This is a genomic window from Gordonia sp. G4, assembly GCF_057770005.1.
Window position 1 is genome coordinate 3250591 of record NZ_CM173442.1, and the last position, 13766, is coordinate 3264356.

At 68.0% G+C, this 13766-nt stretch carries 12 protein-coding genes; 3 read left to right on the forward strand and 9 right to left on the reverse strand.

Annotated elements, in window-relative coordinates:
• Window positions 1-3 precede the first annotated feature (3 nt).
• Window positions 4-1461 carry an MFS transporter gene (locus AC3B5T_RS14525; RefSeq protein WP_055474929.1) on the forward strand — a complete coding sequence of 486 codons (1458 nt, stop codon included), beginning with the start codon at window positions 4-6 and terminating at the stop codon, window positions 1459-1461.
• Window positions 1462-1501: 40 nt separating this feature from the next.
• Here the strand turns inward: AC3B5T_RS14525 and AC3B5T_RS14530 are convergent, their stop codons facing one another.
• The 6 genes from AC3B5T_RS14530 to AC3B5T_RS14555 form a co-directional block, all read right to left on the reverse strand.
• Window positions 1502-2737 carry an alpha-hydroxy acid oxidase gene (locus AC3B5T_RS14530; protein WP_055474928.1) on the reverse strand — a complete coding sequence of 412 codons (1236 nt, stop codon included), beginning with the start codon at window positions 2735-2737 and terminating at the stop codon, window positions 1502-1504.
• A 20-nt stretch (window positions 2738-2757) separates the two neighbouring features.
• Window positions 2758-4245: a rhamnulokinase gene (locus tag AC3B5T_RS14535; RefSeq protein WP_055474927.1), complete on the reverse strand. Its 1488-nt coding sequence runs from the start codon at window positions 4243-4245 to the stop codon at window positions 2758-2760.
• On the reverse strand, window positions 4242-6278 hold the full coding sequence (locus AC3B5T_RS14540; RefSeq protein ID WP_055474926.1) for a bifunctional rhamnulose-1-phosphate aldolase/short-chain dehydrogenase: 2037 nt from the start codon (window positions 6276-6278) through the stop codon (window positions 4242-4244). The genes AC3B5T_RS14535 and AC3B5T_RS14540 overlap by 4 nt, the downstream gene beginning before the upstream one ends.
• A 48-nt stretch (window positions 6279-6326) precedes the next feature.
• The gene (gene rhaI / locus AC3B5T_RS14545) at window positions 6327-7487 is read right to left on the reverse strand and encodes an L-rhamnose isomerase (RefSeq protein ID WP_055474925.1); all 1161 of its coding nucleotides are present in this window, start codon (window positions 7485-7487) and stop codon (window positions 6327-6329) included.
• Between the two features lie 126 nt (window positions 7488-7613).
• Window positions 7614-8987 (reverse strand): MFS transporter, encoded by a 1374-nt coding sequence (locus AC3B5T_RS14550; RefSeq protein ID WP_055474924.1) that lies wholly within the window; start codon window positions 8985-8987, stop codon window positions 7614-7616.
• Window positions 8988-9095: 108 nt separating this feature from the next.
• Window positions 9096-9443: an L-rhamnose mutarotase gene (locus AC3B5T_RS14555; protein ID WP_055474923.1), complete on the reverse strand. Its 348-nt coding sequence runs from the start codon at window positions 9441-9443 to the stop codon at window positions 9096-9098.
• A gap of 177 nt (window positions 9444-9620) precedes the next feature.
• Here AC3B5T_RS14555 and AC3B5T_RS14560 point away from each other — a divergent pair, with 177 nt between their 5' ends.
• Entirely contained in the window at window positions 9621-10475 is an 855-nt protein-coding gene (locus AC3B5T_RS14560) for an SDR family NAD(P)-dependent oxidoreductase (RefSeq protein ID WP_055474922.1), read from the forward strand.
• Here AC3B5T_RS14560 and AC3B5T_RS14565 read toward each other — a convergent pair.
• Entirely contained in the window at window positions 10472-10690 is a 219-nt protein-coding gene (locus AC3B5T_RS14565) for a hypothetical protein (protein ID WP_004020299.1), read from the reverse strand. The two genes, AC3B5T_RS14560 and AC3B5T_RS14565, sit on opposite strands and share 4 nt — an antisense overlap.
• Before the next feature lie 98 nt (window positions 10691-10788).
• Window positions 10789-12222: an MFS transporter gene (locus AC3B5T_RS14570; protein ID WP_068972359.1), complete on the reverse strand. Its 1434-nt coding sequence runs from the start codon at window positions 12220-12222 to the stop codon at window positions 10789-10791.
• A 114-nt stretch (window positions 12223-12336) separates the two neighbouring features.
• Here AC3B5T_RS14570 and AC3B5T_RS14575 point away from each other — a divergent pair, with 114 nt between their 5' ends.
• Entirely contained in the window at window positions 12337-12906 is a 570-nt protein-coding gene (locus AC3B5T_RS14575) for a TetR/AcrR family transcriptional regulator (RefSeq protein ID WP_055474920.1), read from the forward strand.
• Window positions 12907-12960: 54 nt separating this feature from the next.
• On the opposite strand, the gene AC3B5T_RS14580 is transcribed toward AC3B5T_RS14575, so the two are convergent.
• A complete protein-coding gene (locus AC3B5T_RS14580; protein WP_055474979.1) occupies window positions 12961-13524 on the reverse strand; it encodes an SMI1/KNR4 family protein in 564 nt (187 codons plus the stop codon).
• Window positions 13525-13766 lie beyond the last annotated feature (242 nt).

Sequence of the window (13766 nt, forward strand, 5' to 3'; positions counted from 1 at the left end):
TCCATGTCGACTCCGGCCAGCCCGTTCTCCGCGGACTACGAACCCGATCCGCGGCGCTGGAAGGCGCTCGCGGTGTGCCTGGTGGTCGGCTTCATGACCCTTCTCGACGTCTCGATCGTCAACGTCGCGCTCCCGTCCATCGAATCCGGTCTCGGCGCGAACTCGGCCGACCTGTCGTGGGTCGTGTCCGGCTACGCCCTCGCCTTCGGCCTCGTCCTGGTCCCGGCCGGCCGGGTCGGGGACGCGCGCGGCCGAAAGGTGACCTTCCTCATCGGGCTGTCCCTGTTCGTGCTGGCGTCGGCGGCATGTGGGTTCGCCCAGGGCCCGACGCAACTCGTCGTCTTCCGCCTGATCCAGGGCGTTGCGGGCGGCATTCTCGCGCCGCAGGTCTCTGGGCTCATCCAGCTGCTGTTCCGCGGGGCTGAGCGTGGCCGGGCCTTCGGCATGTTCGCCGCGACCATCGGGATCTCGACCGCGGTCGGGCCGCTGCTCGGTGGGGTCCTCATCCAGCTGGGCGGGTCCGCCGACGGGTGGCGCTGGATCTTCTTCGTGAACGTGCCGATCGGCATCGCGGCCTTCGTCGCCGCGATACGGTTGATCCCCGCTCGGCCCGAGGAACTCAAACAACCACTGCGGGGGAGTTTCGATCCCGTTGGCGTCGTGCTCCTGGGTACCGGGGTGTTCGCACTGATGCTGCCGATGGTCCAGGAACAGGAATGGCCCGGCGGGCGTAAATGGTTGTTGCTCGTCCTCGCGGCCGTGCTGATCGGCGCGTTCGTCCTGTGGGAACGCCGGCAGGGCCGCGTCGGCCGCCAGCAACTCGTCGACCTCTCGTTGTTCTCCATGCGGTCGTACACGCTGGGGTGCATCATCGCGATGGTCTACTTCGCCGGGTTCACCACGGTGTTCTTCATCTACACGCTGTTCGTCCAGCAGGGCCTGGGCTATTCGGCACTGCAGGCCGGTCTGGCGGTGACCCCGTTCGCGCTCGGTTCGGCGGTGTCGGCCAGCGTCGGCGGCAACATCGTCAACCGGGTCGGGCGCTCGCTGGTGTTGCTGGGTCTGGGCCTGGTGGTCGTGGGGATGATCGCGACGATCGTCGCCGTCGCGTTCGTGTCCGGTCCCGGTGTCGGGTACGCCGCCGCGCTGCCGCTGCTGGTGGCGGGTATCGGTTCCGGTCTCGTGATCTCGCCCAATCTCACGCTCAGCCTCGACCAGGTGCCGGTCACCAAGGCGGGCATCGCCGGTGGCGTCCTGCAGACCGGTCAGCGCATCGGGGCCGCCGCGGGGATCGCGCTCGTCGGTGCGGTGTTCTTCGCCCAGGTCGCGAACACCGGCGGCGACTGGGCGCGGGCGTTCCAGATCGGACTGGCGACGGCCGCGGTCCTGGTGCTGATCGCGCTGGTGGTGGGCCTCGTGGATCACTTCGCCCACCGCCGCGAGGACGCGGAGGTCGCGTAGGCGGCCGGTCTGATGCCCACGCGACCTCGGCAGTCGAGCCTCAGGAACGCGCCCGGGGCACCAGCCGCTCGAGCTGGGTCACGTGCGCGGGGGTCAGCTCGTCGAGCGAGGCGACACCGAGCAGCCGCATCGTGCGTGCGATCTGCTCGCCGAGGATCTCGATCATCCGGTCCACCCCGGCCTCCCCGCCGGCCATCAGGCCGTACAGGTAGGCCCGGCCGACGAGCGTGAACCGCGCGCCGAGGGCGACCGACGCCACGATGTCGGCACCGCTCATGATGCCGGTGTCGAGCATGACATCGGTGTCCGCGCCGACCTCGCGGGCCACCTCGGGCAGGAGGTGGAACGGGATCGGTGCGCGGTCGAGTTGGCGCCCACCGTGATTCGACAATACGATGCCGTCGGCGCCGAGGGCAGTGACGGCCTTGGCGTCGTCGACGGTCTGGATGCCCTTGACCACCAGCTTGCCCGGCCACTGCGACTTGATCCACGCCAGATCGTCGAAGGTGACGGTGGGGTCGAACATCGTGTCCAGCAGTTCGGCCACCGTTCCTGACCATCGATCGAGCGAGGCGAACGCCAGGGGCTCGGTGGTGAGGAAGTCGATCCACCACTGCGGGCGCGGGATGGCGTTGAGCACGGTCTTGGCGGTCAGCGCCGGCGGGATCGACATGCCGTTGCGCTTGTCGCGCAGACGAGCCCCGGCGACCGGCACGTCGACGGTCACCAGCAGGGTGTCGTACCCGGCCTTCGCCGCGCGGTCGACCAGGGCCATCGAGCGCTCCCGGTCCTTCCACATGTACAGCTGGAACCAGTTGCGGCCGTGCGGATTCGCATCCCGGACGTCCTCGATCGACGCCGTACCCATCGTCGACAGCGAGAAGGGGATCCCGGCCCGGCCGGCCGCGCGCGCACCAGCGTATTCGCCCTCGGTCTGCATCATCCGGGTGAACCCGGTGGGTGCGATGCCGAACGGCAGTTCCGAACGCCCGCCGAGGATCGTGCACGAGGTGTCGACCTTGGACACGTCACGCAGGATGGCCGGATGGAACTCGATGTCGGCGAACGCCTGTCGTGCCCGTCCGATGGACAGCTCGGCCTCGGCCGAACCGTCGGTGTAGTCGAAGGCCGCCTTCGGGGTGCGGCGCTTGGCGATCGCGCGCAGGTCCTCGATGGTGAGGGCGGCGTCGAGGCGGCGCTTCTTCGCGTCGAACTGGGGCTTCTTGAACTGCATCAGCGGCGCGAGGTCGCGCGGCTTGGGAACTCGACGCTTCATGGGAGAACTGCCTTGCATGGTCATGCCTTTCCTGTCCCCACCGCGGTGCGGGAGCGCGTGCCGCGGGAGTGTCGGGGTGCGTAGTGTTGCGGCGGGAACCTGTCGACGACGATAGACCTCATCGCCTCGAGGTCGCCATCGATGAGACCGTGGGCGCGGGCGGTGATCAGCACGTTGCCCAGCGCGGTCGCCTCCACCGGACCGGCCTGCACCGGCAGGCCCAGCCGATCGGCGGTGAGTTGGCACAGCAGCCGGTTCTGCGAGCCGCCGCCGACGAGATGGACGGTCTCCACCGTCGTGCCGGACAGTTCGGCCGCTCGCGCCACCCCGTCGGCGAAGGCCGCCGCGAGGCTCTCGACGATCGTGCGCACCATCTCGGCGCGCGTCATCGGCGGACGCATGCCGCGCTCGTCGTACCAGTCGCGAATGCGTCCGGGCATGTCTCCCGGCGGGAGGAACCGGGCGTCGTCGGTGTCGAAGATCTCGACCGTCGCCGGCGCCTCGGCGGCCTGCGCGAGCAGTTCACCGAGTTCGGCGCGATACCCTTCGCGCTGGTACTGGCGGACCGTCTCGCTGAGCAGCCACAGGCCCATCACGTTGTGCAGGTAGCGGATACGGCCGTCGGCGCCGACCTCGTTGGTGAAGTTGGCCTTCCACCCGTCGCGGGAGACGACCGGCTGCTCGAGTTCGACGCCGACCAGACCCCAGGTCCCGCACGAGATGTACGCCGACCGCGACGGGTCCATCGGGATGGCGGCGACCGCCGACGCGGTGTCGTGGGACGCGACCGCGGTGACGCGGGTCGACGTCGACAGTCCGAGGCGCTCGGCGACGTCGCCGAGCAACGGGCCCTGGTCGGTGCCGGTCTCCACGAGGTCGGGGAACAAGCCGACGGGCAATCCGAGACGCTCCATCATCGCGGTGTCCCACCGCCCGTTGATGCCGAGCAATCCGGTGGTCGAGGCGTTGGTGCGTTCGGTGCCGCGTCGGCCCGTGAGCCAGTATGTGATGAGGTCCGGGATCAGCAGGGCGGTGTCGGCCTGATCGAGCAACCCGTCGGCCTTTTCGGCGGCCAATTGGTACACGGTGGTGAACGGCAGGAACTGTAAGCCGTTGCGCACGTACAGGTCCGCGGGACCGAGTTCGGCGTGCACGGCGTCGACCCCGACCACGCTCCGGGTGTCCCGGTAGTGGTGCGGCAACCCGATCATGCGGCCCTCCCGCAGGAGCGCGTAGTCCACCGCCCAGGAGTCCACCCCGATCCCGACCAGATCGTCGGACTGCCTGCCCGCCTCGGCGAGGCCGGCCGACGCGGCGCGGAACAGCGCCGGGACATCCCAGTGCAGAGCGGACCTGCGCCCGTTCCAGATGTGGACCGGGTCGTTGGTGAACCGGGCGACCTGTTCGAGCTCGAGTCGTCCGCGCGAGACGTCGGCCAGCATGACCCGGCCGCTGGTCGCGCCCAGGTCGATCGCGGCGACCTGGGCGGACCGGGTGGATCGGCTCATCGCAGGAACGCGGCGGCGACGCCCGCGTCCACCGGCACGTGCAGGCCGGTGGTGTGCGAGAAGTCGGACGTGCAGAGTGCGAACGCGGCGTTGGCGATGTTCTCCGGCAGCACCTCGCGCTTGAGCAGGGTGCGCTGCGCGTAGAACTTGCCGAGATCCTTCTCCTCGACGCCGTAGACGGCAGCGCGCTTGGCGCCCCAGCCGCCGGCGAAGATCCCCGAACCACGCACCACGCCATCGGGATTGATGCCGTTGACCTTGACCCCGTGCTCGCCGAGCTCGGCGGCCAGGAGACGGACCTGATGGGCCTGGTCGGCCTTCGTCGCCGAGTAGGCGATGTTGTTCGGCCCGGCGAAGACCGAGTTCTTCGACGAGATGTACAGGATGTCGCCGCCGAGCTTCTGATCGATGAGGGCGCGTGCGGCGGCCTTGCTCACCAGGAACGAACCGCGGGCCATCACGTTGTGCTGGAGGTCCCAGTCGGCGGCGGTGGTGTCCAGCAACGACTTCGACAGCGACAGGCCGGCGTTGTTCACGACGAGGTCGATGCCGCCGAAGGCGAGCACCGTCGCGTCGATCGCGGACTGTACGGCCGCTTCGTCGGTGACGTCGGCGGCCACCCCGATGGCGACATCGGTCGAACCGATCTCCTCGGCGGCCGCCCGTGCCTTCTCGGCGTCGAGGTCGGCGATCACCACGCATGCACCTTCGGCGGCCAGACGCGTCGCGATGGCCTTGCCGATGCCGGATGCCGCCCCGGTGACCAGGGCGATGCGGGTCGCGAGCGGCTTGGGCTTCGGCATGCGGGCGAGCTTGGCCTCCTCGAGCAACCAGTACTCGATCCGGAACTTCTCCGACTCGTCGATCGGTGCGTAGGTCGAGATGGCCTCGGCGCCGCGCATCACCTTGATGGCGTTCAGGTAGAACTCGCCGGCGACACGTGCGGTCTGCTTGTCCTTGCCGAAGCTGAACATTCCGACGCCCGGGATCAGCACGATGGCCGGGTCGGCGCCGCGCATCGCGGGGCTGTCCGCGGTGGCGTGACGGTCGTAGTACGCGCGGTAGTCCTCGCGGTAGGCCTCGTGCAGTGCCGTGAGGCGCTCCTTGCACTCCTCGACGCTCGTGTCGGCCGGGAGGTCGAGGACCATCGGCTTGACCTTGGTGCGCAGGAAGTGGTCCGGGCAACTGGTGCCGAGTGCGGCCAGGCGCGGATGCTCCTCTGCCGCCAGGAATTCGAGGACCGGGTCGACGTCGGTGAAGTGACCGACCTGCGGCTTGTCCATCGAGGCGAGGCCGCGGATGAACGGGGCGAGCGCCGCGGCCTTGGCCCGGCGTTCCTCGGCGGGCAATGCGCCGTAGCCGTCGATCGGGCCGCCGAAGGGTTGCGGGCGACCGTTGGCGGCGATGTACTCCTCGGCGGTGCGGATGATCTCCAGCGAATGTGCCTGCGCCTCATCGGAGGTGTCGCCCCAGGCGGTGATCCCGTGGCCGCCGAGGATGCAACCGATGGCCTGCGGGTTGTCCTTCTTGATCGCCGAGATGTCCAGCCCGAGCTGGAAACCCGGACGACGCCACGGCACCCACACGACGCGGTCACCGAAGATCTTGTGCGTCAAGACCTCGCCGTCGGCCGCGGTCGCGATGGCGATACCGGAGTCCGGGTGCAGGTGGTCGACGTGCGCGGCGTCGACGAGGCCGTGCATCGCGGTGTCGATCGACGGTGCGGCACCGCCCTTTCCGTGCAGGCAGTAATCGAAGGCGGCGACCATCTCGTCCTCACGGTCGAGGCCGGGATAGACGTCGACGAGCGCACGCATGCGATCGAGCCGGAGCACGGCCAGGCCCTTCTCGGTGAGGGTGCCGAGATCACCGCCGGAGCCCTTCACCCAGAGCAGTTCGACGTCTTCACCGGTGACCGGGTCGGTGTCGGAGCCCTTGGCGGAGGTGTTGCCGCCGGCGTAGTTGGTGTTCTTCGGATCCGATCCGAGTCGGTTGGACCGCTCGATGAGGGCGGCGACTGCGGGATTGGTCATTAGGGGTGATCTCCTCGGGAGTTCAGGGAACTGGGGCTGGGGGAGGGCTCAGGCGCCCCAGGACGACTGGGTACCGCCGACACGCTCGGCGACGATGCGCTCGTGGTATCCGGAGTCGACGTATGCGGCCATCGGGTCTGCGGGCAGGCCGCGACGGACACGACGCTCGGCGAGCATCGGACGGACGTCGGTGTAGAACGCGTCCATCACGATCGCGTTCGCGCCCAACACGTCTCCGGCGGCCTGTGCCTCGGTCAGCGCATCGGTGTCGACGAGTAGTGCGCGGGCCGTCATCTCCTCGACGTTCAGCACCGAACGGAGCTGGCCGGGGATCTTCTCCTCGACGTTGTGGCATTGATCGAGCATGAGAGCGACCGGCGACCCGGCGTCGAGCCCGCCGCCGCGGATCACCTCGAACAGGATCCGGAAGAGCTGGAACGGATCCGCGGCACCGACGATGAGGTCGTCATCGGCGTAGAAGCGCGAGTTGAAGTCGAAGGAACCCAGCTTTCCGAGGCGAAGCAGCTGCGCGACGATGAACTCGATGTTGGTTCCCGGCGCGTGATGGCCGGTGTCGAGGCAGACCATCGCCCGCTCGCCGAGCGCGGTCACATGGGCGTAGGAGGTGCCCCAGTCGGGGACGTCGGTGACATACGTCGCGGGCTCGAAGAACTTGTACTCCAACACGAGTCGCTGGTCGTCGCCGATGTGCTGGTAGATGGTCGCGAGCGACTCGGCGAGCCGGTCCTGGCGTCCGCGGATGTCGCCCTGTCCGGGGTAGTTGGTGCCGTCGGCCAGCCAGATCTTCAGATCGCGCGAACCGGTCGCGTTCATCACCTCGATGCAGGCGAGGTGATGGTCGATGGCCATCTGCCGCACCGTCTTGTCGGTGTGGGTCAGGCTGCCGAACTTGTAGGCGTCGTCCTGGAAGGTGTTGGAGTTGACGGTGCCCAGGCCGACGCCGAGATCCTTAGCGTAAGCCGCCAGGGCGGTGTAGTCGTCGACGGTGTCCCACGGGATGTGCAGGGCGACGGTGGGTGCCAGCCCGGTCAGCTCGTTGACCTTCGCGGCGTCGGCGATCTTCTCGTGGATGGTGCGGGGGGTGCCCGGGGTGCCGAACACCTTGAACCGGGTGCCGGAGTTGCCGAACGCCCAGGAGGGGAGCTCGATCTCGAGGTTGTCGAGGATCGTCTCGTCAAAGGTGGCCATGAGATTTCTTTCGGTTGGGATTCCCCGCCGCCGGCGTCGGGGTCAGCCGGCGGCGGGGAGGTCTGAGTGGAACAGTCGAACTGGTGGAACGTTTCAATCGTGCACGGCGCGATCAGGCCCGTGGTGTCAGGCCGGGGCTTTGTGTCCCGACTCCGCGGCCGGGTTGGTGCCCGGGGTCGGGTGCGCGGCGGATGCCGGTGTCTCGATGAGCTCGGGTGACAGCGGAGCGCCGTAGCGCTCGACCTCGATCTGCTGCAGCGTCTTGCCCTGGGTGTCCGGAGCCGCGATGGCGCCGATGATCAGCGCGACGGTGAGCAGTGCGACCAGCAGGATGCCGACCGTGGTGAGTCCGGTGGCCGCGAGCATGGTGGGGAAGAAGTAGCTCAACAGACCGGTTGCGGTGCGGACGGCGAAGAACATGACGCCCTGGGCGCTGGCCCGATAGGGCGTCGCGAACATCTCGCTGGCCCAGAGGCTGTAGAACGCCTGCGCGCCGATGCCCGAGGAGATGCCCCACAGGACCGCGAAGACGAGCATCGTGGCGACACCGCTGTCGGTGAAGGCGACCAGCACGATCCAGGCGACGATGCCCAATGCGGCGCCGAAGACGTACAGGGCGCGCTGGGAGACCCGGTCGGCATATCGCATGAAGCCGAAGTAGGTCGCGAGGACGGTGCATCCCCAGACCAGCACCTGCAGCAGGTTCTGCTGGACCGCGCTCTCGACGCCCGCGGTCTCGTAGACACGCGGCATGAAGATGCCGGCCTGTCCGGCCACGGTGTTCCAGAAGAGGTAGATGCCACCGAGCAGGAGTAGTGCGGTGATGTTGACCTTCTTGGAGAACAGGCCCTTGATTCCGCGGGCGCCGACGGAAGCGGTGAGCTCACGGGTCTCGTTGACCGCCTCGTCGGACCAGATCTTGGACTCCGCGAGCCCTTGGCGAATCCACCAGACGACCGCGGCGACGACGAAGAGGTGCAGGAAGATGATCCGCGAACCCAGCAGGCCCATCGGGGCGAGCGCGGCCGCCAGTGCGAAGCCGATCAGGGGTCCGACCGACCAGGCGAGCTGGGCGGTGCCGACGTGTTTGGCGCGTTCGACCGATGGCGCCTCTTCGGCGATGTAGGTCCAGGACGCGGGTACGCCCGCGCCGACCGCGAGGCCGGTGATGATGAACGCCGCCAGCAGCATGGTGAAGTTGAGCGCGAAGGCGGCGAGCAACACGCCGGCCATGTAGACCAGCAGGTCGTAGGTGTAGATCGCCTTGCGGCCGTAGCGGTCGCACAGCGGTCCGCCGATGGCGGCACCGACCGCCGCGCCGAACGCGTTGGCGCTCAGTGCGGCCAACAGGCCGACGGCGAAGTTGCTGATGCCGAACTCGTCCTGCCAGAAGGTCAGGCTGGTGGCGATCGCGATGATCGAGCCGGCTTCGATGTAGTTCGACATGGCAACCGAGATGGTCGCCCGCCAGCCGGTGGTGGAGCGCGCTCCTACTTTCATGGGATTCCTAGCGTCGGAGATCAGTAGAGAGGGTCGGGATCGGAGGGGTCAAGCCGGGTTCGCTGATGTCGGTGTGCCCGTCAGTACGCGTCGTGTGTTCGATGTCGGTCAGTCGAGGTGGAAGTACTCGAGGAGTTCGGTACGGATGGTGTCGGGATTGGCGCCGTCGGCGTCTCCGCCGGTGGCCGGGAGGAAGTACTCGGACATGTGCGCCTGCCACCGGGCGTTGACGTCCGTTGCCTCCATGGCGGCGGCGGTCGTCGCGAAGTCGTCGGTCTCGAGGTAACCCACGACCATGCCGTCGTCCTTGCGGAGGAACAACGAGTAGTTGCGCCACCCGGTCTCGCGCAGGGCGTCGAGCATCTCCGGCCACACCTCCGTGTGGGCGTCGAGGTAGTCCTCGACGCGCTCCGGGCGGAGCTGGAGCACGAAGCAGACGCGCTGGGTATCGGACATGGCTGCTCCTGACAAACGACGTGATGGGAAACGCAGACCGTCGAGAGAGGATCAACCCGGCGAATTAAAACGTTTCAATTTGTGATGGCAGCAACACTAAGAGCGGCCTGTGAGGATGTCAAGACCCGGTTCGCACAAAGCGCACCCCGCCGGAACGGGATCGGTCATGCTCTGTTCGTGCTGAAATTCGGGAAGACGCGCGGAGCAGATGTCGGGGGCAGGATCGCGATCGTGACCGGGGGCGGGTCCGGTATCGGGGCCGCGCTCACGCGCGCGCTGGTGACCCGGGGAGCCCACGTCACCTGCGCGGACATCGACCTACCCGCGGCGCAGCGGGTGACGGACTCCTTGTCCGGTGGGCCGGGCACCGCACGGGCGGTGCAACTGGATGTGACGGATGCCGCCGCTGTGCAGCGGGTGGTCGACGAGGTCGTCGCCGAGTGGGGGCGCCTGGATCTGATGTTCAACAACGCCGGGATCACCTGGGGTGGTCCGACCGAGATGCTGACGCCGGAACAATGGGACGCGATCATCGACGTCAACATCCGGGGCGTCGTGCACGGGGTCGCGGCCGCGTACCCGGTGATGATCGAGCAGCGTTCCGGACACATCGTCAACACGGCGTCGATGGCCGGGCTCGTCGCCGCCGGACTGATCACGAGCTACGTGATGACCAAACATGCGGTCGTGGGGCTGTCGCTCGCACTACGTACCGAGGCCGCGGGCCGCGGGGTGAACGTGCTGGCGGTGTGTCCCTCGGCAGTGGAGACCCCGATCCTGGACAAGGGATCGGTCGGCGGATTCGTCGGTCGCTCTTATTATCTGGCGAGTCAGGGTTCGTCGACCGCGTACGACGCCGACCGCCTCGCCCGGGACACGCTCGCCGCCATCGAGCGGAATCAACCACTGCTGGTCGTCCCGCGTCGATCCCGGATCACCTGGCGCGTCCAGCGATTGGCGCCCGGCCTCACGAATCGGCTTGCCGCGCAATTCATCGATCGGCAACGCGCGGAGTTGCGGCCGGAGGGTTAACCGCCGGCGGTGCTGCTCAGGATGGCGATGATGACACCGGCCACGGTCAGTACACCGACGACCCAGGCCATCGTGATCGCGACCCGTCTGCGTCCGAACCGGGCCGCGTTGATCGCGATCCCGAGGCACACCAGGACCGCGATCGAGTACACCGAGATACCGAGGGTGAGCAGGGCGACGGAGGAGTCGGCGAGCAGGACAACCCGAGTGGACATGACACCGAGTACATCATCAGCGGGCTCGGGGGATGCACGCGGATCGACTCGGAGGGGTGCACGGGCGCCGACGTCGTGACGTATGTCGTCGCGTTGGGTCACACGGCCGCGGCACGCCGCGGCCGGTAGGCGACCACGAGCAGGAGCAGGGCGACCATCGCGAACGACGAACCGACCAGAATCGTTGTGCCGGTGGCAGTTCCGGACGGATCGCTACGTTGGAGTGGGCCGAACACGGTCATCAGCGTGGCGAGTCCGAGCGCGCCACCGACCTGCAACAGCGCCTGCATCAGGCCCGAGGCGGCGCCGGCGTCGGCTGCGGGCGAGTTGTCCACGATCAGGACGTTCGCCGGCACCACGGACAGGCCGATTCCCGCACCCATGATCATCGAGGGCGCCAGAATCGCTGCGGCGAAGGTGGAGTCGGGCCCAACGAACGACAACCACACGAGCCCGGCGATCGCCAGGGACAATCCCGCCATCAACACCGCAGCCGCACCGAAGCGCGCGACGAGACGGGCGGTGATCCCGGTGACCGTCAATCCGATGTTGAGAACCATGAACGGCAGGAACGCGAACCCGGACGCGACGACGCTGTAACCCATCACGTCCTGCAGGTGCAGGGTCATGAAGGTGAACATGCCCATCATCGCGCCGGGCAAGAGCAACATCACCACGAAGGGCGCGGCCCTGCGCGCGGAGTTCACCAATCGGGGCGGCAGCAGGGGATGGCTCGTACGACGCTGTCTGATCGCGAACGCCGCGAGCGTCGATGCGCCGACGGCGAGAGAAGCGATGGTCACCGGGTCGGCCCAGGAGACCTCGGAGGCGCGGATGAAGCCGAAGACCACCGCCGCGACGCCCGCCGCGGACAGCAGGGTGTCCCAGAGACCCAGGTGACCGGGCTGCCGGGGTGTCTCATCGACGGTGAACGGTGCGGCGATGAGGATCGCCACCCCGATCGGGACGTTGACCAGCATCACCCAGTGCCACGACAGCTGTTCGGTGAGTACGCCGCCCAGCAGCAGGCCGAGCGCTCCGCCCGAGGCGGCACCCAGGGAGAACCAGCTGATGGCCCGGGCGCGATCGGGACCGGGCGGAAAGTTGGCGACGATCAGTCCCAGGGCGGTGGGCGCGGCGAGCGCGGCTCCCACGCCCTGCAGGACGCGAGCGATGAGAAGCATCCACGCGCTGGTGGCGAGTCCGCCGAGGAGCGAGGCCGCGGTGAACAGGGCGATGCCGTAGAGCAGCGCGCGACGCCGTCCGATCAGGTCGCCCAAGCGGCCGCCGAGCAGCAGCAGGCCACCCACCGCCAGCACGTAGGCGTTCATCACCCACGACCGAGACACCTCGCTGAAACCCAGGTCGTCGCGGATGCGGGGGAGCGCGACGGTGACGATCGTGCCGTCGAGGATCACCATCAGCTGGCTCGCCACCACGACGACCAGTCCGATCCAGGTGCGGCGGTCGATCGTCGACCCTGCGGTGTCGGAACCTGCCGCGGAAGCGACGCGATCGGTGGTCTGGAACATCAGGGCCTCCCGGGCGGGTAAGGTCGAACAGGAGAGTGTCTCCAATTGGAGACTGTCTCCGATTATTGAAGCGGAGATGCTCTCCGGTTACAAGTGTTTTCTTCGGGAGGTGTCATGACCAGCGCATCCGCGCCGGCGAAACCGATGCGAGCCGATGCTCGACGCAACTACGACAAAGTCGTTGCCACGGCGGCCGAGGCATTTCGTGAGTCGGGAATCGACACGTCGCTCGATGACATCGCCAAACGTGCCGGCGTCGGCGCCGGCACGTTGTACCGCCACTTCCCCTCTCGCGAGGCGCTCGTCGCGGCCGCGATGCGACAGGACACCACCGCCCTCGTGGAGTCTGCGCGCGCCGATGACGAGCAGCGGGACCCCGGCGAGCGTCTCGTCGAGTGGGTCCGGGCGCTCGCGCGCCACGTCGGGGCGTACCAGGGTCTGCCCGAGATCATCATCGCGTCGGCGGGCGACCCCGAGAGCACGCTCTACACCAGTTGCGCCGACCTCCGCGTGGCCGGCGGGGACATCCTCGGCGCCGCCCAGCGGTCCGGTGGAATCCGAGCCGATCTCACCGTCGACGAACTCTTCACTCTCGCGAACATGATCGCTTTGGGCCGTAATTGCGTTGAGTCGCAGCGTCTTCTGGATCTCGTGGTCGAGGGGATCCGCGGGCCCGGTAGGTGAGCCGAGCCCGCGGGCCCGTCTGTTCATGCTCGGCGCGGACGGGTCCCCGCCCGCTCAGGAGTCGACGGTCACCTGCTCGAAGCTCAGCCGTTCCGGTGCTTCGCGGTCGGCGAAGACCTGACGATTCGGAAAGCCGCCGGTCCAGAAGTCGTACAGGTACGAGACCAGACCGCCGCGGTGGTAGTCGCAGACCATGACGCCGTCGGTGACCAGGACCGGCCACCCGTCGGGGTCGTCGCCCGTCCGGTGCCAGTATCCCGAGTCGCCGTCGGTGGAACGTCCCCACCCGAACAACGAATCGCCGGACAGGTCGACGGCCGTGTCGGTGCCGTCGTCATGCGCCCACGTCACGATGCTCAAGTCCTCGAGAAGTGGCTCGAGGTCGGCCACCGCGTGGCGCCCCGCCTCCTCGATCGACGCGTCGGGCCAGGGGAGACCGGTCCACACGAGGAAGTCGTCGCAGAAGACTCCCGGTCCGTACGTGTCGGCGAGTGCCTTGTAGTCGGTCGGCAACCGGAATCCGAGTCGCTGTTCGATGAGCGCCCAGTCGACCGTCGCCGGCCGTGCCACCGGTGGTGGGATCAGCGCGATCAGATCCTCGATGGTGTGCTTCGGCATGGTGGTCACCTCACGTTCGGGATGATCTCGAAATGAGCGATGCCGCCCCGGAGGTCCCGAGAGTCGTTCGGTACCACCGGCAGTCATGTAACCGCGGGGATCGAAGCGGTGTCCACGTACGTATTCGGCTGAACGGCCATGCGTTTGATCGACGCGGATCGGGTCGAAGAACTTGGACGCGCCGCCGGAGGTGGCGACCCGAAACGGCGAGAATGCCCGGCCGGAAGTGCCCCCAGTCGGAC

What these genes read in the sequence shown, in the direction of transcription:
- AC3B5T_RS14555 (WP_055474923.1), bottom strand. Translation starts at nt 9,443, where the DNA reads ATGTCCGATACCCAGCGCGTCTGCTTCGTGCTCCAGCTCCGCCCGGAG.
- AC3B5T_RS14550 (WP_055474924.1), bottom strand. Translation starts at nt 8,987, where the DNA reads ATGAAAGTAGGAGCGCGCTCCACCACCGGCTGGCGGGCGACCATCTCG.
- AC3B5T_RS14575 (WP_055474920.1), top strand. Translation starts at nt 12,337, where the DNA reads ATGACCAGCGCATCCGCGCCGGCGAAACCGATGCGAGCCGATGCTCGA.
- AC3B5T_RS14535 (WP_055474927.1), bottom strand. Translation starts at nt 4,245, where the DNA reads ATGAGCCGATCCACCCGGTCCGCCCAGGTCGCCGCGATCGACCTGGGC.
- rhaI (WP_055474925.1), bottom strand. Translation starts at nt 7,487, where the DNA reads ATGGCCACCTTTGACGAGACGATCCTCGACAACCTCGAGATCGAGCTC.
- AC3B5T_RS14540 (WP_055474926.1), bottom strand. Translation starts at nt 6,278, where the DNA reads ATGACCAATCCCGCAGTCGCCGCCCTCATCGAGCGGTCCAACCGACTC.
- AC3B5T_RS14525 (WP_055474929.1), top strand. Translation starts at nt 4, where the DNA reads ATGTCGACTCCGGCCAGCCCGTTCTCCGCGGACTACGAACCCGATCCG.
- AC3B5T_RS14565 (WP_004020299.1), bottom strand. Translation starts at nt 10,690, where the DNA reads ATGTCCACTCGGGTTGTCCTGCTCGCCGACTCCTCCGTCGCCCTGCTC.
- AC3B5T_RS14530 (WP_055474928.1), bottom strand. Translation starts at nt 2,737, where the DNA reads ATGAAGCGTCGAGTTCCCAAGCCGCGCGACCTCGCGCCGCTGATGCAG.
- AC3B5T_RS14570 (WP_068972359.1), bottom strand. Translation starts at nt 12,222, where the DNA reads ATGTTCCAGACCACCGATCGCGTCGCTTCCGCGGCAGGTTCCGACACC.
- AC3B5T_RS14580 (WP_055474979.1), bottom strand. Translation starts at nt 13,524, where the DNA reads ATGCCGAAGCACACCATCGAGGATCTGATCGCGCTGATCCCACCACCG.